This is a genomic window from Methyloceanibacter sp. (genome assembly GCF_058506495.1).
On record NZ_JBZMXT010000005.1, the window covers coordinates 31,250 to 54,493 of the forward strand.

Here is a 23,244-nt window from a genome sequence, read left to right on the forward strand (position 1 = left end):
TGTCGATGAACGCACCTGTCCAGCAATTCAGGACCGAAGTAGAGCAAGACCTGCTTGATCTCTTCGAACTTTCCGCAGACGCCTTGCCTGGCGACGCTGCTGTCACGGCCCTGCGGCAAAAGGCGATCAGAACCTATGCTGCCGCGGGGTTGCCGCATCGCCGCGTGGAGGCTTGGAAGTATACGGATCTGCGCGTTGCACTGAAGAATGTGCCGCCGCTCCTGGCCGAAGTCGATGTACAGGTTGGCGAGTCCGAAATTGGCGCTGCCCTGGGGCAGGCCTTCCTGGCTTTGCCGGCCTATCGCGTCGTCATTGCGGCTGGTGAGTTCCGTGGGGACCTATCTGATATTGGCGCGCTGCGAGATGCAGGTGTTGAAGTTGGGTCATTGGGCCAGATGCTCGAATCTCCGCCTGCTTGGCTAACTGCGAGCTTCGATGAAGCTGGGCGCCGTGATGATGATGTGATTATCGCGCTGAATACCGCCTTGATGACGGCCGGCGTAGCGTTGCGACTTCCAGAGGAATTGACCTTGCAGAAGCCGATACACCTGATCCACTTGGATATGCCTGGTGCATCGGGCTCGATCTTTACGCGCAATGCTGTTGTTGCAGAGCCAGGCGCCTCCGCGACATTGATTGAGAGCTTTGGAACCCTCGGGGCGACGGACCTCCAGCGGAACAGCGTGACGACGGTCTCCGCGGCTGAGCGTTCGGCGATACATCACATCAAGCTACAGCGCGAAGCTCTTGAAGCGACTCACTTGACCGTCTGGGCGGCGAACGTCGGTGCGGAAGCCCGCTACAACGCCTTTCAGGTGAACACGGGCGCCGCGCTTGCGCGCAACCAGATCTATGTCCGCTTCGATGGTGAGGGGGCCGCGACCGATATCTCCGGTGCTACATTGGCGCAAGGGTCGCAGCATTGCGATACGACCCTTGTGGTCGAGCACAACGTTCCGGCCTGTGAGAGCCGCGAGCTTTTCAAGCTGGTCCTCAACGACGAGGCACGCGGCGTATTCCAAGGAAAGATTATCGTCACACCGGATGCGCAGAAGACCGATGGTAAGCAGATGTCACAGGCTCTGCTCCTCTCGGAGACGGCAGAGTTCGACTCGAAGCCGGAGCTAGAGATCTATGCTGACGACGTTGTCTGCGGGCATGGCGCGACGTCCGGACAGATCGACGAGGATCTGTTGTTCTATTTGCGAGCCCGAGGCCTTCCGGAGGCGCAAGCCCGGGCACTGCTGATTCAGGCCTTTGTTGGCGAGACATTCGAGGCCTTAGACGATGAGGTGATAGGAGACGCGTTCGCCGAAGTTGCCGCCGACTGGCTCGGCGTAAAGCTGGACTAGGGTTACGCGATGAACGTTATGGCCCCATCCACTGCGACCGCTGAATCAGCCTCCTTTGATGTGGAGCGGGTTCGCGCTGACTTTCCGATTTTGTCGGAGACGGTGCACGGTAAGCCTCTCGTCTATCTCGACAATGGCGCATCCGCGCAAAAGCCAACGCAAGTGATTGAGGCGATTACGCGCGCTTATTCGGCCGAATACGCAAACGTGCATCGTGGACTCCATCATCTGTCGAACCTCGCAACTGAGAACTTTGAGAAGGCGCGCGGGAAGGTGCGGGCATTTCTCAATGCTGCTCACGATGAAGAGATCATCTTCACGAGGAATGCAACCGAAGCGGTAAATCTCGTTGCCTCATCGTTCGGAGCCCCGCGCATAGAAGCGGGAGACGAGATCCTCATCACGATCATGGAGCATCACTCCAATATCGTGCCGTGGCATTTCTTGCGGGAGCGTCAAGGCGCTGTGCTGAAGTGGGCGCCGGTCGCCGACGATGGGACGTTCTTGCTCGACGAGTTCGAGAAGCTGATATCCCCTCGCACGAAGATGATTGCGCTCACACAGATGTCGAATGTGCTGGGTACAATCCTACCCATTAAGGACATTGTCCGTATCGCACACGACCACGGTGTTCCCGTGCTCGTCGACGGCGCACAAGGCGCCGTACATCTTCCTGTCGATGTGCAAGATCTTGACTGCGACTTCTACACCTTCACGGGGCACAAACTCTACGGTCCAACGGGCATCGGCGTCTTGTACGGTAAGAAGGCGTTATTGGAAGCCATGCGGCCCTACCAAGGCGGCGGTGAAATGATCGGCTATGTCACCACGGACGAAGTGACGTACGCGACGCCACCGCATAGGTTCGAGGCAGGAACGCCAGCCATCGTACAGGCCATTGGGCTGGGTGCAGCGATAGACTATGTGGAGGCCATTGGGCGGGAGAAGATTGCCGCCCATGAGCACGATGTTGCGACATACGCCATGGACCAGTTGGGCGCGCTCAATTGGGTGCGCATTTTCGGTCGAGCCAAGGGCAAGGGCGGGATCATGTCGTTTGACGTCGATGGCGCACATCCACACGACATAAGCACCGTTCTCGACCGGTCCGGTGTTGCTGTTCGGGCCGGCACCCATTGTTGTGAGCCGCTCATGGCGCGCTTCGGTGTCACGTCCACGTGCCGTGCCTCGTTCGGTATGTATAATGATCGAGGCGACGTCGACCGCCTAGTTGAGGCGCTGTACAAGGCGCGGTCTATGTTTGCCTAGCGCGAATTTAGTTTATGATGGGCGGGATAGAAGGGCGTCCCCGATGGTGGAAAAGACTCAGCGAGGCGAAGATAGCGAGGTCCAGACCGAGATGTCTCCGGGCCTGCCGCAGTCTGTTCCGGGGCACATTCAATCTGCCGTGGAGGCGCCAGATGCTGGCGAACCCGGCGCGTCGCCAACGCCGGCTGCCGTTGACGAAGAGGCGCCGTCTTCGATTCCGCCAGATGAGCTGGAGCGACTTCACGGCGACCTCGTTAGCGCGCTCAAAACGGTCTTCGATCCTGAAATCCCGGTCGATATCTATGAACTCGGGCTCATTTACAAGATCGATGTCGATGACGATCGCAATATCGGAATTGAGATGACCCTGACGGCGCCAGGATGTCCCGTCGCGGGCGAAATGCCCGGTTGGGTGGAGAATGCTGTGGCGTCGGTGCCGGGCGTTGGGCAAGTCGATGTGAAGCTCGTTTTTGAGCCCCCTTGGGATATGTCCCGCATGTCGGACGAGGCGCGGCTTGCACTCAACATGTTCTAGGCTCTTGAAGCGCCAGCCAATTCGTATCATTTTCGGGTTATGAGCAATCGTCCACGACCACAAGCTATGAGCCTAACGGAAGCGGCTGCCAACCGCCTTCGCGAACTCGCGGCCAAATCGGGCCCTGAGATGGAAGCCGTTCGCATCGGAGTCAAGAACGGCGGCTGCGCCGGCATGGAATACACGATGGAGTACGCGGCCGAACGGGGTCCTCATGACGAAGTCATCGAGGACAAGGGCGTGACGATCCTAATCGACCCCACAGCCATCATGTTCTTGCTTGGGACTGAGATGGACTACCAGGTAAGCCAGCTGCGTTCGGGCTTCGTGTTCAATAATCCGAACCAGACAAGCGCCTGCGGTTGCGGCGAGTCCGTCATGCTGAAGCCAGCAGACCAGTCGGATGCAGCGCCTGCCAACGTCGATTAGCCGGTCAATCGATCTGATAGCCTAGCCTGCGCGCACCGGCCGCATCATGAAGGCGGGGACATGGTCGCCCATGCCGACGGTTTGTTTGTTCCGGCTCTGATTGGACCGACCTTTGCTCGCGGGTGTCGGAATCGAATCTGGTGGTGGCTTGCTGGGCGGTTTTCCCTTGGCCCTACCGGTAGTTTCACTATCCGCTGCTTTCCCGTTGGTGCGCGATTGTGCGGAAGTCTCGGCCGTCTCAGTGTTCTTCTGTCCATTACGCCGATTGCGAGTGCCACGGCGGCGTCCACGCCCGTTCTGGCGGGCGGCGCTTTTTGCTTCTTCGATTTCTTCGGGGTCTGGCGCATCGCCCACCCACGAGATTTCCTCCCGTAGCATGGACTCGATGGCCTTCAAAGCTTTGTGGTCTTTCGGCGAGACCAGCATAGCAGCGTATCCTTCCCGTCCAGCCCGACCCGTGCGCCCGATCCGATGCACATAATCCTCCGGATGAACCGGCACGTCGTAATTGAAGACGTGGCTCACGTCTGGAATATCGAGCCCACGTGCCGCGACATCACTGGCGGCCAGCAAGGAGATTTCCCCATTACGAAACGCATCTAGCGTCGCCATGCGCTGACGCTGATCCATATCCCCATGCAGCGCGCCAACGTTGAAACCGTGGCGCTGCAAAGACCGGTAAACGACGCCCACGTCCTTCTTGCGATTGCAGAAAATGATGGCGTTCTTGATCTCATGCTCGCGGATCAACCCACGCAAGGCTTCCCGCTTCTCGGCAGGGTGATCGGCTGTCTTCTTGAGGCGCTGTGTGATCGTCGCGGCAGCTGTTGCCGGGCGTGCGACTTCAATGCGCTCTGGCGTATGAAGGAAATTGTCGGCGAGACGTTGAATCTCGGGCGGCATGGTAGCCGAGAAGAAGAGAGTTTGGCGTGTGAAGGGAAGAACTTTGCAAATTCGTTCGATGTCGGGAATGAAGCCCATGTCCAGCATTCGGTCCGCTTCGTCAACGACGAGGATCTCGATGCTGTTGAGCAAGAGTTTGCCGCGCTCTAGGTGGTCTAGCAGGCGTCCGGGAGTGGCAATCACAACATCGGCCCCGCGGTCCAACTTCTTGTTTTGCTCCTCGTAGGATACACCGCCGATCAGTAGTGCGACCGTGAGCTTGTGGTTCTTGCCCAGAAGTTCGAAGGCTTCTGCGACCTGTGCTGCAAGTTCGCGTGTCGGCTCAAGGATCAATGTCCGGGGCATGCGCGCCCGGGCGCGTCCACGTTCCAGCCGCGTCAGCATTGGCAGCACGAAGGAGGCTGTTTTGCCGGTCCCCGTCTGTGCGATCCCGAGGACATCCCGGCCTGCGACGGCCACTGGTATTGCTTGTGCTTGAATAGGGGTCGGCGTCTCGAACCCGGCCGCTTCGACCGCAGATTCGACTTTTGGGCTTAAGCCAAGATTAGAAAAGCTCATGAGTTAGAAAAAATGCGACGCGGGCGCTAGCTCTGCGTCTTGTTCTACCGCTACAAAGATTAGCTGTTACGATTCGCTGGGTGCGATCAACACAGCACCCAAACATTACGGCCAAATGACCGTGGATAATGCCTAAATGACATAGGCGGCATTGCCGCCCGGCGCAAGAGGCAAAAGTTCGCACTAGATCCGAGCGTTAGAATGGTGCAGCGGTAAAGAGTGCTTTTAACAGGGTAGTTGAGTGGATGAGGACAAAGGACTACGCGGACGTGGCCATCAAGCCACCGATCCTTTTTCTAGGCGCGCTATTGCTTGGCTGCCTTCTGACGGTCTGGTTCCCCATCGGTCCTGGCATCGCCCAGCCAAATGGGTTGGGACTGGCTGTTGGGCTATCGTTCGTGGTGCTGGGCTTTGGCCTTGCGATCTTCCCCGCCCGGCGATTTCAAAGGGCTGGTACTAGCGTTATGCCTGGCGAAGCGTCGACCGTGCTCGTCCGAGATGGGCTGTATAGGGTCACGCGAAACCCAATCTATATCGGGCTGATCTTGTTGTATTTCGGCCTGAGCATTGTTCTGACGAGTGTTTGGATGCTGTTGTTGCTCGTTCCAGCCGTCATTGTCCTCCACCGGGGTGTGGTGAAACGCGAAGAAGACTACCTCGACTGGAAGTTCGGCGAAGACTATCGCTACTATGTAAGACAAGTTCCGCGATGGCTCTGAAGGGTTGGGTCGCGCCACCTGCACGCCGCTTTAGATATCCAGATCGTCAGCTTCGGCGAAGGCCGCCCGCTCCTGGATGAACTTGAAGCGCGCATCAGGCTTGTTTCCCATCAGCTGATCCACAGTCTTGGTCGTGCCGGGGCGGTCGTCCTCGTCAATCTCTACGCGCAGCAGCGTTCGGGTGGTGGGGTTCATGGTGGTCTCTTTCAATTGCTTGGGCAGCATCTCGCCCAAGCCCTTGAAACGGCTCACATCAATCTTGCCACGGCCATTGAAGACCTCTTTCGTGAGCGCGTCTTTGTGAGCGTCGTCACGCGCATAGGCCGTTTTCGCGCCCTGGCTCAGCCGGTAGAGCGGGGGCACGGCAAGGTAAAGGTGGCCGTTTTCGATAAGCCCCTTCATCTCTTGGTAAAAAAAAGTAATGAGAAGCGACGCGATATGGGCCCCGTCCACATCGGCATCGGTCATCACAACAACCTTTTCGTAGCGTAGGTCATCGTCGCGATACCGAGTTCGGGTGCCGCAACCAAGAGCCTGTGTCAGATCGCTGAGGAGCTGATTGTCGGCCAGCTTTGACGAGCTTGCGCTGGCGACATTGAGGATTTTTCCGCGCAACGGCAGGACTGCCTGCGTGGCCCGATCGCGGGCCTGCTTGGCGGACCCGCCAGCCGAGTCGCCTTCAACAATAAAGATCTCTGTGCCCTTCGATCCTGTCGACGAGCAGTCGGCAAGTTTGCCCGGAAGCCGGAGGCGTCGCGTGGCCGTTTGCCGGCTGACTTCTTTTTCTTTTCGGCGGCGAAGGCGTTCCTCGGAACGATCCACAACCCAGTCGAGGAGCTTTCCAGCTTGGTTGGGGTGCCCAGTGAGCCAATGGTCGAAGGCATCTCGGACGGCACTTTCGACAATCTTGGCGGCCTCTTGGGTCGCCAAGCGGTCCTTCGTTTGGCCTTGAAACTCCGGCTCGCGAATGAAGACGGACAGCATGGCGGCGGCGGTTCCAAGCACATCGTCGCCAGTGACCTGAGAAACGCGTTTGACGCCGGTCAGTTCTCCGTAGGCCCGCAAACCCTTGGTCAAGGCTGCGCGCAGGCCCGCTTCATGTGTACCGCCATCGGGCGTGGGCACGGTGTTGCAATAGGAACTCATGAAACCGTCGGCGCTCGCGACCCAAGAGATGGCCCATTCCACCGAGCCATGACCTTCCGACTTTTCAACGCGGCCGGTAAAGATGTCGTTCGTCACGGTTGTCTGGCCGTTGATGCTGTCGGCGAGAAAGTCCTTAAGGCCACCGGGAAAGTGGAGCTCAGCCTTCTCGGGTACGTCGCTGCCTGCGGAGATCAAGCTCTTGTCGCAGGACCAGCGGATCTCGACGCCCCGGAAGAGATAGGCCTTGGAGCGCGACATCCGGAAAAGGCGCGCTGGCTTGAACGCGGCGCCCTTGCCGAAGATGTTTGGGTCGGGACGGAACCGGACCTTGGTGCCTCGCCGATTTTTGATAGGCCCCAGCTTCTGCAGCGGGCCATCGGGAACGCCACGCGTATAGCTCTGCCGATAGAGCTTCTGACCGCGAGCGACTTCTACCTCTAGCGTTTCGGAGAGGGCATTGGCCACGGACACGCCAACGCCGTGAAGGCCGCCACTGGTGGCATAAACCTTTGAGTCGAATTTTCCGCCCGCATGAAGCGTGGTCATGATGACTTCGAGAGCGGACTTCTTTTTGAACTTTGGGTGCGGGTCGATTGGTATGCCGCGACCATTGTCCGCGACGGTCAGAAGACCGTCTTTGTCGAGGGACACTTCGATCCGGCTCGCATGGCCCGCAACAGCCTCGTCCATCGCGTTATCGAGCACTTCGGCGAAAAGGTGGTGCATCGCCTTCTCATCGGTCCCGCCGATATACATGCCGGGCCGCTTGCGGACGGGCTCGAGTCCCTCGAGCACCTCAATATCCGCGGCGGTGTAGCCGGCCTCCGCACTGCCGCTTCTCCCGCTTTTCGTGGGCTGTGCTTTAGCGGGTTTTGCACGCGCGGGTTTGCGTGGCGGGGCGTCGAACAGGTCGTTCGTGGCTGAGGATTTTCGTCTCGGTGCGATCGGTCTATTCCTCCAGGCAGAGCGCAACGGCCCTAAAAAGGCAAAGAATCAGTAGAGTTCTGGCCGCGATTCTAGCTGACACGGAGCCCGTCTGTTTTCAAGGGGCAGGGAGCAAGTCTGGGTCCGCGGCTCACCGGTTCCGCATCAGCCACCGATTTTGCCGCCGCCCTTCCGGGTGATAACGACAATGGACGGCCTGGGCGGAATGTCTTCTTTGAAGTCAGGCCAGCGCGTCGCGGGATTGTTGAAGCTCACCGGCTTGCTGGGATCGAAAGCGCCTTCGCCGGTAACGCTCGCATTGTCTTCGTCTTTCGCGTCAGCGTCGATCCCGTGGAAGTTCTTGACGCCGTCTGTGCCGGGATGCTGTACGGCGACAAACAGCGTCTCTCCATTCGGTGTGAAGCAGGGGCCGCAAAGCTCCGCACCAACGGGAACGCGAAAGAACAGATGCGGCGTGGGGCCGCCAACGCTGTCCGTGTCCAAAGCATAAAGGCCGTCAGCTCGCATCGTGCGGGGCCAATTGCGCCCCTGATCTGTCGCGACCCAGAGCCGCCCCTGATCGTCAACGGCAGCGTTATCTGGCGTGACGAACCAGCCGTCTTCGGAAGTCTCCGGATTCCAATTGGTTTTGAGCGAGGGTCTGTTCGGATCGCCGCATAGAACGAGGATCTTCCACTGAAAGGAGTCGGCAGCGAAGTCGAGGCCGTCAGGGGTGATTTCGATGATGTGGCCGAACTTATTGTTCGCTCTCGGATTGGCCGCAGCTGCCGGATGGTCGGGAGAACGACTCGTATTATTTGTGAGCATAACGTAGACGCGCTTCGTCTTGATGTTCGGCTGAACGTCCTCCGGCCGATCCATCTTCGTGGCGCCTACCTCATCAGCCGCAAGACGAGCATCGATGACCACGTCTGCTTGGTTTTTGAACTTACCTGCAGCACTGGCCTCGGCAAGTTCACCCTTCCCGTACTCGAGCGGTATCCACTCCCCCGTGCCGTCGTCATTGAACTTTGCCACGGACAGCGTCCCTTTGGAGAGGAGCGTCATGTTGGCCTGCTTGTCGCCAGGCTTGTAGATGCCGTCGCTGACAAAACGATAGACGTACTCAAACCTGGAGTCGTCTCCGCTAAAGACGACAGCGCGATTATTTTCGCTGAGATATGTCTCCGCGCCCTCATGGAAGAAGCGGCCTAGAGCTGTGTGCTTGACGGGCATGGGCTTCGGATCGAAAGGGTCGATTTCAATAATCCAGCCAAATCTATTTGGTTCGTTGGGTTCCTTATCCAGATTGAACCGGTCGTACTCGCGCCCCCAGACATATCCTCGGATCGGGATCTGATAAGCATCGAACTTGTCCTTTCGGACGTTGTGTTCGCCACTGAGGGCAGGCTGCCCCTCGGAGTCCGTGTGCTCCGTATAGAATGCAAACTGAATATTCTCTTCTGCGGTGAGGTAGGTACCCCATGGCGTTATTCCGCCTGCGCAGTTTGCGTATGTACCTCGGAGCCTCTTGCCCGTTTTGTCGTAGCTCGTCTTCAAACGATCGAGGCCTTCTTCGTTGCCTTTGTCGATAACAGGGCCGTCGACGCTCATTGGCGTACTTGCGGTGATGCGACGATTGTAGGGGCTGTCTTCGACGACGCGCCAGCTATCTCCGTCCTTTTCGATTTCGACGACGGTGACGCCGACGGCGGACATCTCAACGTCAACCATCCAGTCTCGGATTGAGGCGAAGTCAACACTGTCATCCTTGTGCAGCACGCCAGGGAACATCATCGTACTCAATGCATATTCGTGATTGACGCAAAGGAGACCGCGCTCATTGCCGTCTGCCGTCTGCTCGCCCTCGATGAAGTTGCCGTTTCGGTCCATCGGGAAGTAGGCGATGTAGTCGTTGTTGTAGCCGAACTGTCGGTTTTGAGCCCCAGCAGTCTGCCGATAGGGATCAAATGTTGGCGCCTCGTCGACAATCGGGTCTCCCCATCGCAGAAGGTACTGCGTTTCGTATCCTTCGGCTGCGTGGTGTGTTTGATCGACACCGGCCTTCACTTCCTTGAACGAAAAGCCCGAGGGCGTGAAAGTCGTTGGGTTGCTCTCGATCACCTCTTCGGAACTGCATCCTGCAAGAGACGTCGTCCCAAACAGCGCGGCAACGGCGCCGACACCGAGAGCACCTTTCATGATGTCCCGCCGGTTGTAACGCCGCGCGATGACGTCACCGATGGTTTCGCCGCCCGGGCGTCTCGGCGCGCTGTTGCGTTTCGGATAATCGCGGGGGCTGGACATCGTTAGCTCGCAGGGCACAACCAAATTACTTGCGTCAGCTTGCCCGCGTCAGATGTCATTTTTGCCATCAAACTCTCTCAGATTATTGCAGCTCGGACCCTTGCCGATACCCACTCGGATACGGCGACGGTTGCCAAGATTACAAGGAAGATCACTGTCACCTCGGCCCAGGCCAGGCGCGCTAGCGACGACTGAAGCTGCAGCCCAATACCTCCTGCGCCCACAAGTCCGAGGATCGTTGACTCGCGGATATTGATATCCCAACGAAATACGGAGATTCCGGCGAAAGCAGGGGCGATCTGAGGCCATACGGCATAATCCATGATCTGCCATCGCGAAGCTCCTGTAGCGCGTACCGCCTCGACTTGGGCCTCATCGATCTCCTCGATGGCCTCGTAGAGCAACTTGCCGATGAAACCAATCGATCGGAGCGCTATGGCGACGATCCCTGCCAACAAGCCCGGGCCGATAATGGCCACCAGCAGCAGCGCCCAGATAAGCGAGTTGATGGATCGCGATGTGACGATGATAAGCAGCGCAAGTGGCCTAAGGACCGCCACGCTTGGCGTCGTGTTCCGGGCCGCCAGGAACGCAATCGGCGTCGCGAGGACAATTCCCAACCCCGTACCGAGTGTTGCGATATTGATCGTGTCCCAGAGTGGAACCCAGAGAGTCTCAAGATAGGACCAGCGGGGCGGCCACGCGCGCGACAACAGATCCGCCGCTTGCCGAGGAGCATCTTCTACGAACAGCCATATGGTGTTCTTGTTCATGACCTGCCACGACAGGACGAACAAGACAGCGAGCGCTAACCAGCCAAACCAGATGGCCCATTGGGCGAGCGGTGTTCGTCTTTGCCACACAAGGCGGTCATCGAGTGTCGTCACCGGCATTACTGCACCCACTTTCTTAAGTGGCTGGACACGTACTCCGCGACGAGTACCACCGCGATGATCATGATTAGGATCGCACCAGCGGTATCGTAGTCGTAACGGGACATCGCCGTATTTAGTGTCGCCCCGATGCCACCTGCACCGACAATGCCGATGACGGCGCTTTCGCGGAAATTGATATCGAGCCGGTAGAGGGAGAGGCCGATAAGCCGTGGCATCACCTGAGGCTGAATGCCGTAATTGATCACTTGCCACCAGGATGCACCCGTGGCACGGACGGCTTCCGCTTGTGTCTCCTGGATATCCTCAATGTCTTCGGCCAGCAGCTTCGCCATGAAGCCGACCGTGGCGAAGCCCAGGGTGAGAAATCCGGCGAAGGGCCCAAATCCGAACATTGCCACAAATAGGATGGCGATGATGATTTCTTGGAACGCGCGCGATATCGCGATGATTGATCGGCACACAACATAAATGGGGAGGGGGGCGATGTTGCGTGCGGCGCCAAGGCCGATTGGGATGGAGACAAGGCATCCGACCACTGTGGATGTAAGGGTCATGGTCAAGCTCTCTTCCATGCCCCGCCAAATGTCGCGTGAACGAGCTGTGAAGTCGGGCGCGAAGAAACCTTCGAGTACACGCCAACCGTTACTCACTCCATCGAGAACGCGCGCCCAATTGACGTCCAGTGTAGAGACCGCAGCGATGAGATAGACGAAGAGGCCGGCATAGAGGCTCCAGCGGAGCCATGGGTTGCGAATGAGTGGCGGCCGGCTCCAGCCGGCGGAAGCGCTACCGGTCCTCATCTTAGACCGGCCATACGTTCTTCGCGGGCGTGCCGGTCCTCAGCATTGCCCTGAGCTGGCACCTCTTCGTCGTCGTGGATCTGCGTCCAGTCCTCCTCGCCGTAGATCTCAGTCAAGATGCTCTTGTCGAGTTTTGCTGGAGACCCGTCGAAAACGATTTCACCTGCGCGCAGACCGATGATGCGATCGGCAAACATCCTAGCGAGCGGTACATCGTGCATGCTGATGATTGCAGGCAAGCTGCGCTCTCTACAGACTTCGCAGATCAAACGCATGATCTGCCGAGCGGTTTTTGGATCGAGCGACGCCGTTGGTTCGTCTACTAAGAGCAACGTGGGGTCCTGCTCAAGAGCCCGAGCTATGCCAACCCGTTGCCGCTGGCCGCCTGAAAGATAGCTCGCCCGTTTGTCGACCTGGTCAGATAGCCCCACGCGGTCGAGTAGTGCGAATGCCTTGTCCACGTCACCTTGCGGAAAGCGACGCAGGAAGGATCGCCAGAAGGATACGTAACCGAGGCGCCCGGAGAGAACGTTCTCCATAACAGTCAGCCGCTCGACCAGCGCGTATTCCTGAAAAATCATGCCCATAAGCCGGCGTGCGCGACGAAGACCACGGCTACCAAGACGGGTGATCTCGACGCCGTTCAGCTCAACTGAGCCGTTTGTCGGCCGTACAAGGCGGTTGATGCAGCGGATCAGCGTGGACTTGCCAGAACCCGAGGGGCCGATGAGGGCGACGACCTGACCGGCTGGAACCTCGAACGAGACGTCGACCAGCGCTACATCGCCACCCTTGTACTGTTTGGAAAGTGAGGAAACGCGCAGCATGTACTAACCGGGCACCGCCCATCGGAGGCGTGGACAGCGACCCATCGTAGGAGAAAGGTTAAAGCCGCGCAAAGACATGCCTGGAGGCTGGCTACAGGGCAACGTCAATTGCAGGAATACCGGACATTGTTGGCTTCGTCGATTTGGCGGATCACCGCCCAATTGTCTTTGAACGTGATGGGGAGAAATTTGGTGTCATCAGACTTCGAGAACTCTTCCAAGAGCTTTGTGCCTTCCCAGTCGAAAGTGAAGAAAGCTTCCTTGATTTTGTCTTGGAGCTCCGGTGTCAGGTTGTGCGCGACGCCGAAGCTCGTCGTTGGGAACGTCTGCGATGTGTAGATCGTCTTTAGGCGGTCTTCCTGGACCACACCGCGGTCGATCATGCGGGCCTTTACAGAATTGGCCGTGGCCGCTGCGTCATAGTCCTTGTTGGCGACGCCAAGGATCGAGTTGTCATGGGCGCCAGAAAAGCGCGGCTCAAAATCTCTATCGCGTTCTAAGCCGAATTCGGATTTGAGAAGGGCAGAGGGGGCCTTGTATCCCGAGTTGGAGGTCTCCGCGGTAAATGCCAGTGCACGTCCCTTGAGATCCTCGGGCTTCTCGATGCCGGAGCCAGGATAGGTAATGATCTCCATCTCATAGCCGTAGCTGCCGTCGTCGCTCGCCATCATGGCGAAGGGTCGATAGCCAGCGCAGGCGACAGCGAGTGGGTTGGAGCCGGTGTTCACTCCCGCCACGTGCAGCCTCCCGGCACGCATGGCTTCGATCTGGGCAGCGTTTGATTGAACGGGGAAGAACTGCACAGGCTTTCCTGTGACGTCGGAAAGGTGGTCAAGAAACTCTTTCCAAACGTCTACGTAGACAGCCGGATCCTCGACCGGGGTGTAGGCGAAAATGAGCGTCGAGGGGTCCACCAGTTGAGAGGGGTCCGTCGGAATATCCGCAATCAAGTCGCCATCGTTGTCCTGATAGCGACTGTCTAGTTGAAATGCTGCGTTTGTCGGTGAGCACGCCGCAACCATGAGACCCAGCAGTACAACAACGCGTCTGATCATAAGACCCATCCCTTGTCTCTCCTGCCTGAAATAGAAGACGCTACTGGGACGACATAACAGATTTGCGAAGATTATGAGCATGTTGGGGTGCTTACCGCGACTCTGGAACTCAGCCCGATTAACCCGGACTTAAGCGTATTGCTTTCCCGTTTCTTTACTCGCGGGTCCCTAAAATTCGTCTCGAATTTGAGAGGACTTCGGACTCGATGTTGATGTTTTGCGCAAAGATCTCGGCGGTAGTCGTCGTCTCGCTACTGGGCGCCATCACTCCCGGCGCGGCGAACACGGGCGTGATCCTTATGGACGCAGGACAGAGCGGGTTTGGCACCAACGTGCCCGTATGGGCGCTAGCGATGTTTATGGCGGCAGCGGCTTATTCGGTCTGGCGCGAAGCCGCGATCACTGTTCCGCCAGCGCTGAAGGCATGGGTCGGCGAAAGAATGTCACTATTGGTCGCCGCCTCGGCTCTGATGGTTTTGGGGGTGTACGCGCTTGCGTGAGCGCTGCGCGAAACCGGGGGACGGTTGAGAAGTTTTGGGGGAGCCTGGTATGAACCGAAAGGCCTCGCATCCGACGAGGGAATGCGAAAGTTAAAAAGGCCAGAGGTTCGACAAGGCCGGGCGAAAGAAGGGGGCGACCGCAATTTGCGGCCGCCCCCACTTTCTTTCCGATTGCGTTTTGCCGGTTGAGGGCTAGACGCTGTAGTACATGTCGAACTCGACCGGGTGAGGCATCATCTCGAAGCGCTCGACTTCTTCCATCTTGAGCTCAAGATACGCGTCGATTGCATCGTCAGTGAACACATTACCCTTCTTGAGGAACGCGCGGTCTGAATCCAACGACTCACAAGCTTCGCGCAGCGAGCCGCTCACGGTCGGAACCTTCTCCAGTTCTTCCGGCGGAAGGTCATACAGGTTCTTGTCAATTGCCGAACCTGGGTCGAGCTTGTTCTCGATCCCGTCGAGACCTGCCATAAGCATGGCCGAGAAGGCCAGGTATGGATTGGCGGTGGGATCAGGGAAGCGGACCTCGACACGCTTCGACTTCGGACCCGTGCCGAGCGGAATACGGCATGAGGCCGAGCGGTTGCGCGACGAGTACGCCAGAAGCACTGGCGCCTCGTAGCCGGGAACTAGCCGCTTGTACGAGTTCGTGCTCGGGTTGGTGAAGGCATTCAGTGCCTTCGCGTGCTTCAGAATGCCGGCGATGTAGTACAGTGCCGTGTCCGACAGATCGGCGTATTTGTCGCCCGCAAAGGTCGGCGCGCCGTCTTTCCAGATCGACTGGTGCACATGCATGCCCGAGCCGTTGTCACCGAAGACGGGCTTCGGCATGAAGGTAGCGGACTTGCCGTAGACGTGGGCCACGTTGTGGATCACGTACTTGTAGACCTGCAAGGCATCGCCAGTCTGGATGATGGGCCCGAACTTGATGCCGAGCTCGTGCTGAGACGCACCCACCTCGTGGTGATGCTTCTCGGTGGTGAGCCCCATCTCGGCCATCACGGAGAGCATCTCCGAACGCAAATCCTGCGCTGAGTCGACCGGCGGAACGGGGAAGTAGCCGCCCTTAGTGCGCGGGCGGTGCCCGAGATTGCCCATCTCATATTCTGTGCCCGTATTATGCGGCAGCTCGGTCGAGTCGATGCGGAAACCGCAGTTATGGGGCTCGACGGTGAAACGCACATCGTCGAACACAAAGAACTCGGCTTCGGGACCGAACACGGCGGTGTCGCCGACGCCGGTCTGCTGCATATAGGCCTGAGCCTTACCAGCGATACCGCGCGGGTCGCGCTCGTAGGGCTCGTTAGTCAGCGGCTCAAGTACGTCGCAGAAAATAGCGAGCGTGCTCTGCGCGAAGAAGGGGTCGACGACTGCCGAGTCGCAGTCCGGCATCAACTTCATGTCGGACTCGTTGATTGCCTTCCACCCGGCGATCGAAGACCCGTCGAACATCACGCCTTCGGCGAGAGCTTCTTCATCCATGAGGTTCGCATCCATCGTGACGTGCTGCATCTTGCCTCTAGGGTCGGTGAAGCGCAGATCGACGAACTTGATCTCCTCGTCCTTAATCTTCTTGGCGGTGCTACTTGCGTCTGCCATGTGACCTCCTGTGTACAGAGTGTTGCGTAGCAGCCCCGAACAAGGCGAGCGCTACGTTGCTCAATTTATGTGGGTGTTATGAGTGAAATGGATCGAATGAGCTAGCCCAATTGCACTCAGATCGCATCGTCTCCAGTCTCGCCAGTGCGAATGCGAACAGCTTCCTCAACTTGGGATACAAAAATCTTTCCGTCGCCGATCCGACCGGTTTTTGCGGACCCTACTATGGCTTCAACGGCCTTGTCGGCCATACGGTCCACGAGCACGAGCTCCAGCTTTACCTTCGGTAGGAAATCCACCACGTATTCGGCGCCACGATAGAGCTCGGTGTGGCCCTTCTGGCGGCCAAAGCCCTTAGCCTCGGTGACCGTGATGCCCTGAAGGCCGATCTCCTGGAGGGCTTCTTTCACCTCATCAAGCTTGAACGGCTTGATGATCGCTTCGATCTTTTTCATTCTAGGTACTACCTCCCGGTCTAGTGTTGCAGCGCCTTGCCGTCTCGTGCGCCGCGCTGCAGATCGTGCTCAGGAACAAGCCTTAGCACACGCTGTGCCAATCTAATGGGCGGACGATTCTGTAGTAGAATCATAAACTTAGAGAATTTTCGCAAATTGTGGAGGCGGCAAAGCAAGACTGAGTGGCGTTTCAATAGGCAATACGCACAAAAACAAGGCACATGCATTGTGTCGCGAGACTTCAGGGACATCTCGCTTCGTGTTTCGAACCAGTTAGCACATGATCAAGACAATGTTGGAACTCTTAACCGCCAAAGAGATGGGACAGGCAGACAAACTCGCCATGGAGGGCGGTGTTGCTGGAGCTGTGCTCATGGAAAATGCGGGCCGAAGTGTCGCCGACGAGGTCTCGCTCCGATTTCCCGATGCCTCCACCGTCGCGATACTATGCGGACCAGGCAATAACGGAGGCGATGGCTTTGTAGCGGCGCGCCTGCTTGTCGAGCGAGGCTATTTCGTTCAGGTCGGTTTTGATGGCGATCCGCGCAAGCTGCCGCCCGATGCTGCCGCCATGGCTGAGCGGTACAGCGGACCAGTCCATCCTCTCGAGAGCGCGTTGCTGGACAACGCCGATGTCATTGTTGACGGCTTGTTCGGCGCCGGCCTGTCGCGGCCTGTCGATGGCAAAATGGGTGCGCTTGTGGACGCCGCGAACGAGAGTGGCATACCAATCATCGCGATCGATGTGCCGAGCGGCGTCGATGGCACCACGGGCTCGATCCTCGGAACGGCCATACGCGCCGTGAGCTCGGTCACCTTCTTTCGACTCAAGCCTGGGCATCTGCTCTCGCCGGGTCATCTGCACTGCGGCGAGCTTCATCTTGCCGATATCGGCATACCAGACGAGGTCCTCGCGACAGTAAAGCCAATACTGTACGCAAACGAGCCTGGCCTGTGGCTGGATCGGTACCCGTGGCCCACGCAACTAGGCCATAAATATCTGCGTGGCCATGCAGTTGTGGCGTCAGGTCCTACCGACGCGACAGGGGCCGCCCGGTTGGCAGCACGGAGTGCTTTGCGGGCAGGGGCCGGACTTGTAACCGTCGCGTCCCCGCGGAATGCACTGGCCGTCAATGCCTCGCATCTAACTGCGGTGATGTTGAAGGAGGCCGATGGGCCACAGGGGCTCACAGCGCTGCTATCAGATACGCGCAAGAATGCCTTCCTAATGGGTCCAGGCCACGGCGTGGGTGAGGAAACGCGGCAGATGGTTCTGGCAGCTTTGCAGGCGGAACCGGCGGTCGTATTAGACGCTGATGCGCTGACATCGTTTGCAGAAACACCGGATATCTTGTTCGCTGCGATTCAACGTCGAAAGCAAGCGGTTGTGATGACACCACATGCGGGAGAGTTCGCTCGGCTTTTCGGCGATGTGCCCGGAGCCTCGAAAGTCGACCGAACGCGAACCGCCGCCTCCCGCTCCGGGGCGACTGTTGTTCTGAAGGGGGCCGATACCGTGATTGCCGCACCGGACGGATATGCGGCCATCGACACCAACGGCACATCATGGCTCGCCACAGCGGGGTCAGGCGACGCCATGGCGGGTATGGTCGTTGCGATGCTGGCGCAGGGCCTTGGGGGCCTCGATGCAGCTTGCGTAGCAGTTTGGATGCATGGGCAGGCCGCGAAGCAGTTCGGTCCGGGCCTGATTGCAGAAGACCTGCCGGAGCTGATCCCCGAAGTCCTTGAAGAACTTGAGGAATATCAAGCAGCCCGTTAGGCTGTATCGTGTTGTTTTCGCGACCGTTTATTGACACAGTCGCTGGTTATGAGAGACAGCTGGTGAGGCATCACGTTTGGTCGTGCCTCTGGGGACTAGGGAATCGTTCTAGCGAAGGATCGCTCACGATCATGAGCCGCAATCGCGACTCGAAAAGCCGCCTGACCGTAACGATGCTTCTACTCTGCGCCGCTATCGCAGCGGTTGCGGTAAGCACGGCTCAGGCTGCGGACCAGGTGTTGCTTCAGGCGCGCGAAGGCACGGCAGCAATGCTCCGCGGCCAATACGATCAGGCCGTAGCACTGTACGACGAGGCACTCGGTACGCCGGACGTTTCCAAATTCGTGCTAGCCAGCATTTACAGCGATCGTGGCGTCGCCAAATGGCGCATGCAGAAGACGAAGGAAGCGATCGACGATTTCAATAAGTCCATTCAGCTGGCGCCAGACAACGCGATTGTCTTCAACAACCGTGGCAATGCGCTGATGGATCTCGGCCACCCGCAAGAAGCGATCAAGGATTTCGATCGCGCCATCGCGCTCGATCCCAGCTACGGCGCAGCGTTCAACAATCGCGGTAACGCATATGCCTCTTTGAAGGATTACGAGGCAGCCTTTCAATCCTTCCGAAAAGCGACGGCGCTGTTGTCGCGTACTGCTGCACCTTACAACGGTCGAGGCCGGGCACACATTGAAAAGGACCGGTATCACGCTGCTGTGCGCGATCTTGGCCGCTCCATCAAACTCGATCCGAAGCTCGCTGCGGCTTACCGCAATCGCGCGAGTGCCAACTATGCGTTGGGCAACTTCGCGGCCGCCGCTGATGATGCGACCCAGGCGCTTGAACTTGAACCCGAACAAGACAAATCGAAGCTCTTAATGCTGCGCGCTCGCGCCAACGCGGGGCTGAACAGATTTCGCGAGGGCGTCGCGGATTTTGACCGAGTTCTCGATATCGAGCCCGAAAAAGTCGATGCTTTAATGGAGCGAGGGGCCCTGCTCGCTAAGAACAGGCGCCACGACGCCGCCATCCGGGACTTCAATAAGGTGCTGGAGTTAGAGCCAAAGAACCCCAAGGCGTACGCGCTTCGGGGCGAGACCAAGCTGTCCGACCGAAAGCCAGACCAGGGCTATATCGACGCCAACATCGCTCTGATCATACAGCCCGACTATCCCCTGGCCTTGCGCGTGAGAGGTGATATTTTCCGCGCCCAGAAGCGGACTGAGAACGCAATCTCCGACTATCAGAGGGCCGCATCGCTGGACCCATTCGAAAGCCAGGCGCGTGCCGCCCTTGAAAAGCTTCGCGCTCCGGTGCCCGTCAATAATCGACAGCGCATCGGGGAACCAGTTGAGGGCTGGGTAATCTCCGAAAAATCACCTGGCCGCTACGTGGCAACCAACCCTGACATTCGCGGCGTTGTTGTCCCGATGGAGATGTTCGGTGATGGGCGGCCGAAGATTTTGTCCTGGAAGACGCTCAAAGGTGCGCAGTCCGGTATTGGACTCCTGCGATACGACGCCGGTGCCTCGAAGTCCGATGGGGCCTTCGAATATGTCGCCGTCGTCGATACGCGCAAGCGGTTGGTTTTATCGATCGAACCCGAGCGCTGGGGCGATAAGGCGGCGACCTGGGAATGGCAAACGGCCGCGCTATCCGTCACCGACCCCGATGGTAACGTCAGCGAAGTGGCGTTGCGTCCGCAGCGCCAACGTGCGGCACCCGTGGCTCGGCGTCCTCGTGGCGATGGCTTCCGTGGTTATGCACAGCAACAGCGTCCGCCGAAGCGCCCGCGGTCACGCCGCCGCGGCGGTGGAAGAAGCAGCGGCGGCGGGTTCGGCTGGCTGTTCCGTTGATGTGTTTGCAGACGACCCTGGCAGCACGTCGGTTTCCGGGCTAACACATTCTGGATGACTTATTTTCTTGCGAGCGTTCGGTGCGCGGAAGAGGCAGAGCTTGTGCTCTCGGCGGGCGCTGACATTGTTGACCTCAAGGAACCCTCGGCGGGAGCGCTTGGCGCTGTAGCGCCTGCCGAAATTCAGAACTGCCTTAAGACCGTTGGGGGACGTAAGCCGGTTAGCGCGACCGTGGGCGACTTGCCAATGGTACCGGACACCATCGCAGAGGCTGTGGCGGCCACAGCGAGCCTCGGTGTCGATACGGTCAAGATCGGCATTCAGCCCGGTGGCGACGTTTCGGGCTGTCTCAATGCCCTACGCGCCCTACGTCTACATGTAGACCGCGTGCTCGTCTTTTTTGCAGATGCGTTGCCAGACATGGACGCACTAGAGGCAGCGGAGGCGAGCCGGGCAACCGGCGTGATGCTGGATACGGCGAACAAGTCGCGCGGATCGCTGATCGATCACATGCCGCTCGCCGACATTGAGCGTTTTGTCGATCGGGCGCGCCGTGCTGGATTGCAGGTCGGCCTTGCCGGCTCGCTTCGTGCCCGCCATGTGCAGCCGCTGCTTCAGCTTCGCCCGGACGTGATGGGATTTCGCGGCGCGCTTTGTGAGCAGGGTTCCCGCGGCCAAGGCTTGGACGTCGCCGCCTGTACCGATATCGGTCGTCTCGTGGCGGGCGGTCTTGGCGATTGCACTGCACGTTTCGAGGAGCGTATGACCTTAGCGATGTGCTAGAGCATCGGTTCAGTTCAGATAGAGGCGCGGGAAAGACGCTAGGAGGAGACCGGAGCGCAGAATGGAACAGCGACTGGGACATGTGAGTACGGTAAGCGGGACAGGTGAGCCGTTAGACAGGATCTTCGTGCACGATTATGTGCTTGAAGTAGAAATTGGTGTTCACCATCACGAAAAGGGCGTCACCCAGCGCGTCCGTTTCTCAGTCGATATTGACATTGCCTTGGACCCTGAAACACTTGATGACGATATAGACCAGACCCTGGACTACGACTATGTCATCAATGGCATAAAGGCGATCATCTCTCGCGGCCATATCAACCTGGTGGAGACGCTCGCTGAAGACGTCGCGCAGCATTGTGTCTCCCATCCCCGCGCGCAGCGGGTCGAGGTGACCGTTGAGAAGCTCGACAAGGATCCCGGCGCCGTGGGGGTTCGACTTGTCCGGCAGAAGTAGGGGGCGCAATCATGAGCTCTGCAGTGCAGGCCTCTGCATTCGAGAGAAGCTCGTCTGATGCCCCGCCCGTTGTCGTCAAGCTCGGCGGCAGCGTGGTGCGCAGTGGCTCGCTTGTAGGTTGGCTCGATGCTTTGGTGGGTATCCAGCGTCCAATCGTTCTTGTACCAGGCGGTGGCGCGCTAGCCGATGAGGTGCGGGATTGTCAGCGCCAATTGGGCTTCGGTGACGTCACGGCCCATCGAATGGCGCTCTTGGCCATGGATCAGCTCGCTTGGGCGATTGCGGGTGTACGTGATGGTTGCGAAGTGGGCACAACCGAAGAAGACCTTCGCCAAAGCTTAAGGCGTGGACACATCGCCGTCTGGGCTCCGTCCGCATTTCTTTCGAACAGGCCGGATGTTGAACCGACTTGGCGACTGACTTCCGATAGTCTCGCGCTTTGGTTGGCGGGGAGGCTAGAGGCGGCATTTTGCTGCGTCGTAAAATCGGCCCCTATATCGCAGCGAAGCTGGAGTGCTACGGCGCTGAGTGATGAGGGCATCGTCGATCAGGGCTTTCCCGCCATGCTCAGAGAAACGGGTGTAGCCACCATGGTCTTCGGACAGGGCGACGAAAATAATCTCACGGCGTTTCTTGCAGGTCAGCAGCCTGTGCCGAGTCCGGTCACTGTGTGAGCGTGCCAGGTATGGCCGAAAAAATCCTGTTTCTCACGGGGCATTTGGCTGAGCCGAGGCTTGAAGCTGTTCTCAAGAGCATGGACGCTGAATTCGAGTGGCGCGTCGTCGATATCGGTGTGAAAGTTGCAGCGTTGATGACCGAAGACATCATCATGCGGCGTCTTCCCGATGCCCACGGTGCCGATCGGATTCTATTACCGGGTAGATGCCGCGGCGATCTCGACAAGCTGTCTTCCCATTATAGGGTCCCGGTCGAACGTGGCCCCGATGAGGTGAAGGACATCCCGGTATTTTTTGGCCGTGCGCGCCGGGCCTCGGACATGTCGAAATACGATATCAACGTTTTCGCCGAGATTATCGATGCCACCGCCATGAGTATCGAGGATATCCTGGCGCGCGCCGAGGATTACAGCCACCGGGGCGCTGATGTGATCGACCTCGGTTGCTTGCCGGATACGCCGTTCCCCCATCTCGAAGACACGGTCCAGGCGCTCAAGACCTATGGCTACAAGGTCAGTGTTGATTCCGCCAACCCAGACGAGCTCCTTCGCGGCGGTCGGGCCGGCGCGGATTATCTATTGAGCCTGGATGAGACGCGCCTCCATATCGCGGACGAAGTGTCCTCCGTACCCGTCTTGATCCCAGCGACTCACGGAGACATGGAGTCGCTGCGCCGCGCTATGGCGGTACTAGACGACAGGGGCTTGCCGTATCTGGCCGACCCCGTCCTTGATCCTATCAATTTTGGCTTTATGGCATCGCTTGAGCGATATGCCGACCTGCGGCGTGAGCGGCCTGATGTGGACATCCTGCTCGGGACAGGGAACCTCACTGAACTCACCGAAGCGGACACGACTGGCATTACCGCCATGCTGATTGGCATCGCATCCGAGTTGAACATTCGAAACGTGCTCGTGGTGCAGGTGAGCCCCCATACACGTCGCACTTATGAGGAGCACGATGCCGCGCGCCGTTTGATGTACGCGTCGCGCGCGGACGGAGAACTGCCAAAGGGCTATACGGATGAGCTGCTTGGACTCCATGCGAAGCGGCCGTTCTCATCAACGCCGCAGGAAATCGCGGACAACGCGGCCGCCGTGCGGGACAGGAATTTTCGCATTGAGGTCGCTGAAGACGGTGTCCACATCTACAACCGCGATGGTCATCACACGGCGGAGGACATTTTCGAGTTCTTTCCCAAAATCGAAGTTGATGGAGACACGGGGCACGCATTTTATCTCGGTGCAGAGCTAGCGAAGGCCGAAATCGCCTGGCGTCTCGGTAAGCGGTATGCCCAGGATGAGCCGCTCGATTGGGGCGTTGCCGCGGATGCACCACGGGAAGACAGAACGCGCCTCAAGGAGGTGGGCCATACGCTCGCAATGAAGAAGAAACGGGAGCTGCCGTAATGTCG

The 23,244-nt window shown here is 58.6% G+C and carries 21 protein-coding genes; 12 read left to right on the forward strand and 9 right to left on the reverse strand.

Annotation, left to right across the window (positions count from 1 at the left end; genetic code table 11):
- Nucleotides 1-5: 5 nt before the first annotated feature.
- The 4 genes from sufD (at nucleotide 6) to AC33YF_RS02265 (ending at nucleotide 3,585) form a co-directional block, all read left to right on the forward strand.
- The gene (gene sufD / locus AC33YF_RS02250; protein WP_491775570.1) at nucleotides 6-1,352 is read left to right on the forward strand and encodes a Fe-S cluster assembly protein SufD; all 1,347 of its coding nucleotides are present in this window, start codon (nucleotides 6-8) and stop codon (nucleotides 1,350-1,352) included.
- A gap of 18 nt (nucleotides 1,353-1,370) precedes the next feature.
- A complete protein-coding gene (locus tag AC33YF_RS02255) occupies nucleotides 1,371-2,621 on the forward strand; it encodes a cysteine desulfurase (RefSeq protein ID WP_491775607.1) in 1,251 nt (416 codons plus the stop codon).
- Between the two features lie 91 nt (nucleotides 2,622-2,712).
- Nucleotides 2,713-3,156 carry an SUF system Fe-S cluster assembly protein gene (locus AC33YF_RS02260; protein WP_491775608.1) on the forward strand — a complete coding sequence of 148 codons (444 nt, stop codon included), beginning with the start codon at nucleotides 2,713-2,715 and terminating at the stop codon, nucleotides 3,154-3,156.
- Between the two features lie 39 nt (nucleotides 3,157-3,195).
- Complete coding sequence (locus AC33YF_RS02265; protein WP_491775571.1) at nucleotides 3,196-3,585, forward strand: HesB/IscA family protein; 390 nt, start codon at nucleotides 3,196-3,198, stop codon at nucleotides 3,583-3,585.
- 21 nt (nucleotides 3,586-3,606) lie between these two features.
- On the opposite strand, the gene AC33YF_RS02270 is transcribed toward AC33YF_RS02265, so the two are convergent.
- The gene (locus AC33YF_RS02270; RefSeq protein ID WP_491775572.1) at nucleotides 3,607-5,046 is read right to left on the reverse strand and encodes a DEAD/DEAH box helicase; all 1,440 of its coding nucleotides are present in this window, start codon (nucleotides 5,044-5,046) and stop codon (nucleotides 3,607-3,609) included.
- Between the two features lie 245 nt (nucleotides 5,047-5,291).
- On the opposite strand from AC33YF_RS02270, the gene AC33YF_RS02275 reads away from it, so the two are divergent.
- Nucleotides 5,292-5,765 (forward strand): methyltransferase family protein, encoded by a 474-nt coding sequence (locus tag AC33YF_RS02275; RefSeq protein ID WP_491775573.1) that lies wholly within the window; start codon nucleotides 5,292-5,294, stop codon nucleotides 5,763-5,765.
- Between the two features lie 30 nt (nucleotides 5,766-5,795).
- Here the strand turns inward: AC33YF_RS02275 and parE are convergent, their stop codons facing one another.
- The 6 genes from parE to phnD form a co-directional block, all read right to left on the reverse strand.
- Nucleotides 5,796-7,856 (reverse strand): DNA topoisomerase IV subunit B, encoded by a 2,061-nt coding sequence (parE, locus tag AC33YF_RS02280; RefSeq protein ID WP_491775609.1) that lies wholly within the window; start codon nucleotides 7,854-7,856, stop codon nucleotides 5,796-5,798.
- Between the two features lie 144 nt (nucleotides 7,857-8,000).
- Nucleotides 8,001-10,142, reverse strand: a complete 2,142-nt coding sequence (locus AC33YF_RS02285; protein WP_491775574.1) for a PhoX family protein — start codon at nucleotides 10,140-10,142, stop codon at nucleotides 8,001-8,003.
- A gap of 77 nt (nucleotides 10,143-10,219) precedes the next feature.
- Nucleotides 10,220-11,035: a phosphonate ABC transporter, permease protein PhnE gene (phnE, locus tag AC33YF_RS02290; RefSeq protein WP_491775575.1), complete on the reverse strand. Its 816-nt coding sequence runs from the start codon at nucleotides 11,033-11,035 to the stop codon at nucleotides 10,220-10,222.
- Nucleotides 11,035-11,838: a phosphonate ABC transporter, permease protein PhnE gene (phnE, locus tag AC33YF_RS02295; RefSeq protein WP_491775576.1), complete on the reverse strand. Its 804-nt coding sequence runs from the start codon at nucleotides 11,836-11,838 to the stop codon at nucleotides 11,035-11,037. Before phnE (AC33YF_RS02295) ends, phnE (AC33YF_RS02290) begins: the two co-directional genes overlap by 1 nt.
- Entirely contained in the window at nucleotides 11,835-12,665 is an 831-nt protein-coding gene (gene phnC, locus AC33YF_RS02300; RefSeq protein WP_491775577.1) for a phosphonate ABC transporter ATP-binding protein, read from the reverse strand. The genes phnE (AC33YF_RS02295) and phnC overlap by 4 nt, the downstream gene beginning before the upstream one ends.
- Before the next feature lie 104 nt (nucleotides 12,666-12,769).
- Nucleotides 12,770-13,720 (reverse strand): phosphate/phosphite/phosphonate ABC transporter substrate-binding protein, encoded by a 951-nt coding sequence (phnD, locus tag AC33YF_RS02305; protein ID WP_491775578.1) that lies wholly within the window; start codon nucleotides 13,718-13,720, stop codon nucleotides 12,770-12,772.
- Nucleotides 13,721-13,926: 206 nt separating this feature from the next.
- On the opposite strand from phnD, the gene AC33YF_RS02310 reads away from it, so the two are divergent.
- Nucleotides 13,927-14,220: a hypothetical protein gene (locus AC33YF_RS02310; protein WP_491775579.1), complete on the forward strand. Its 294-nt coding sequence runs from the start codon at nucleotides 13,927-13,929 to the stop codon at nucleotides 14,218-14,220.
- A 192-nt stretch (nucleotides 14,221-14,412) separates the two neighbouring features.
- Here the strand turns inward: AC33YF_RS02310 and glnA are convergent, their stop codons facing one another.
- Together glnA and AC33YF_RS02320 are read right to left on the reverse strand one after the other, a co-directional pair.
- The gene (gene glnA, locus AC33YF_RS02315; RefSeq protein WP_491775580.1) at nucleotides 14,413-15,822 is read right to left on the reverse strand and encodes a type I glutamate--ammonia ligase; all 1,410 of its coding nucleotides are present in this window, start codon (nucleotides 15,820-15,822) and stop codon (nucleotides 14,413-14,415) included.
- Between the two features lie 116 nt (nucleotides 15,823-15,938).
- Nucleotides 15,939-16,277, reverse strand: coding sequence for a P-II family nitrogen regulator (locus AC33YF_RS02320; RefSeq protein ID WP_491775581.1), 339 nt, complete (start codon nucleotides 16,275-16,277; stop codon nucleotides 15,939-15,941).
- A 280-nt stretch (nucleotides 16,278-16,557) separates the two neighbouring features.
- On the opposite strand from AC33YF_RS02320, the gene AC33YF_RS02325 reads away from it, so the two are divergent.
- The 6 genes from AC33YF_RS02325 to AC33YF_RS02350 all read left to right on the forward strand — a co-directional run bounded on the left by AC33YF_RS02325 (nucleotide 16,558) and on the right by AC33YF_RS02350 (nucleotide 23,239).
- Nucleotides 16,558-18,057 (forward strand): NAD(P)H-hydrate dehydratase, encoded by a 1,500-nt coding sequence (locus tag AC33YF_RS02325; protein WP_491775582.1) that lies wholly within the window; start codon nucleotides 16,558-16,560, stop codon nucleotides 18,055-18,057.
- Between the two features lie 131 nt (nucleotides 18,058-18,188).
- Nucleotides 18,189-19,913, forward strand: coding sequence for a tetratricopeptide repeat protein (locus tag AC33YF_RS02330; RefSeq protein WP_491775583.1), 1,725 nt, complete (start codon nucleotides 18,189-18,191; stop codon nucleotides 19,911-19,913).
- 54 nt (nucleotides 19,914-19,967) lie between these two features.
- A complete protein-coding gene (locus tag AC33YF_RS02335; protein WP_491775584.1) occupies nucleotides 19,968-20,696 on the forward strand; it encodes a (5-formylfuran-3-yl)methyl phosphate synthase in 729 nt (242 codons plus the stop codon).
- 61 nt (nucleotides 20,697-20,757) lie between these two features.
- Nucleotides 20,758-21,153 (forward strand): dihydroneopterin aldolase, encoded by a 396-nt coding sequence (locus tag AC33YF_RS02340; RefSeq protein ID WP_491775585.1) that lies wholly within the window; start codon nucleotides 20,758-20,760, stop codon nucleotides 21,151-21,153.
- Between the two features lie 11 nt (nucleotides 21,154-21,164).
- Nucleotides 21,165-21,827, forward strand: coding sequence for an amino acid kinase family protein (locus AC33YF_RS02345; protein WP_491775586.1), 663 nt, complete (start codon nucleotides 21,165-21,167; stop codon nucleotides 21,825-21,827).
- Between the two features lie 11 nt (nucleotides 21,828-21,838).
- Nucleotides 21,839-23,239 carry a DUF6513 domain-containing protein gene (locus AC33YF_RS02350; protein ID WP_491775587.1) on the forward strand — a complete coding sequence of 467 codons (1,401 nt, stop codon included), beginning with the start codon at nucleotides 21,839-21,841 and terminating at the stop codon, nucleotides 23,237-23,239.
- The last annotated feature ends 5 nt before the right edge of the window (nucleotides 23,240-23,244 follow it).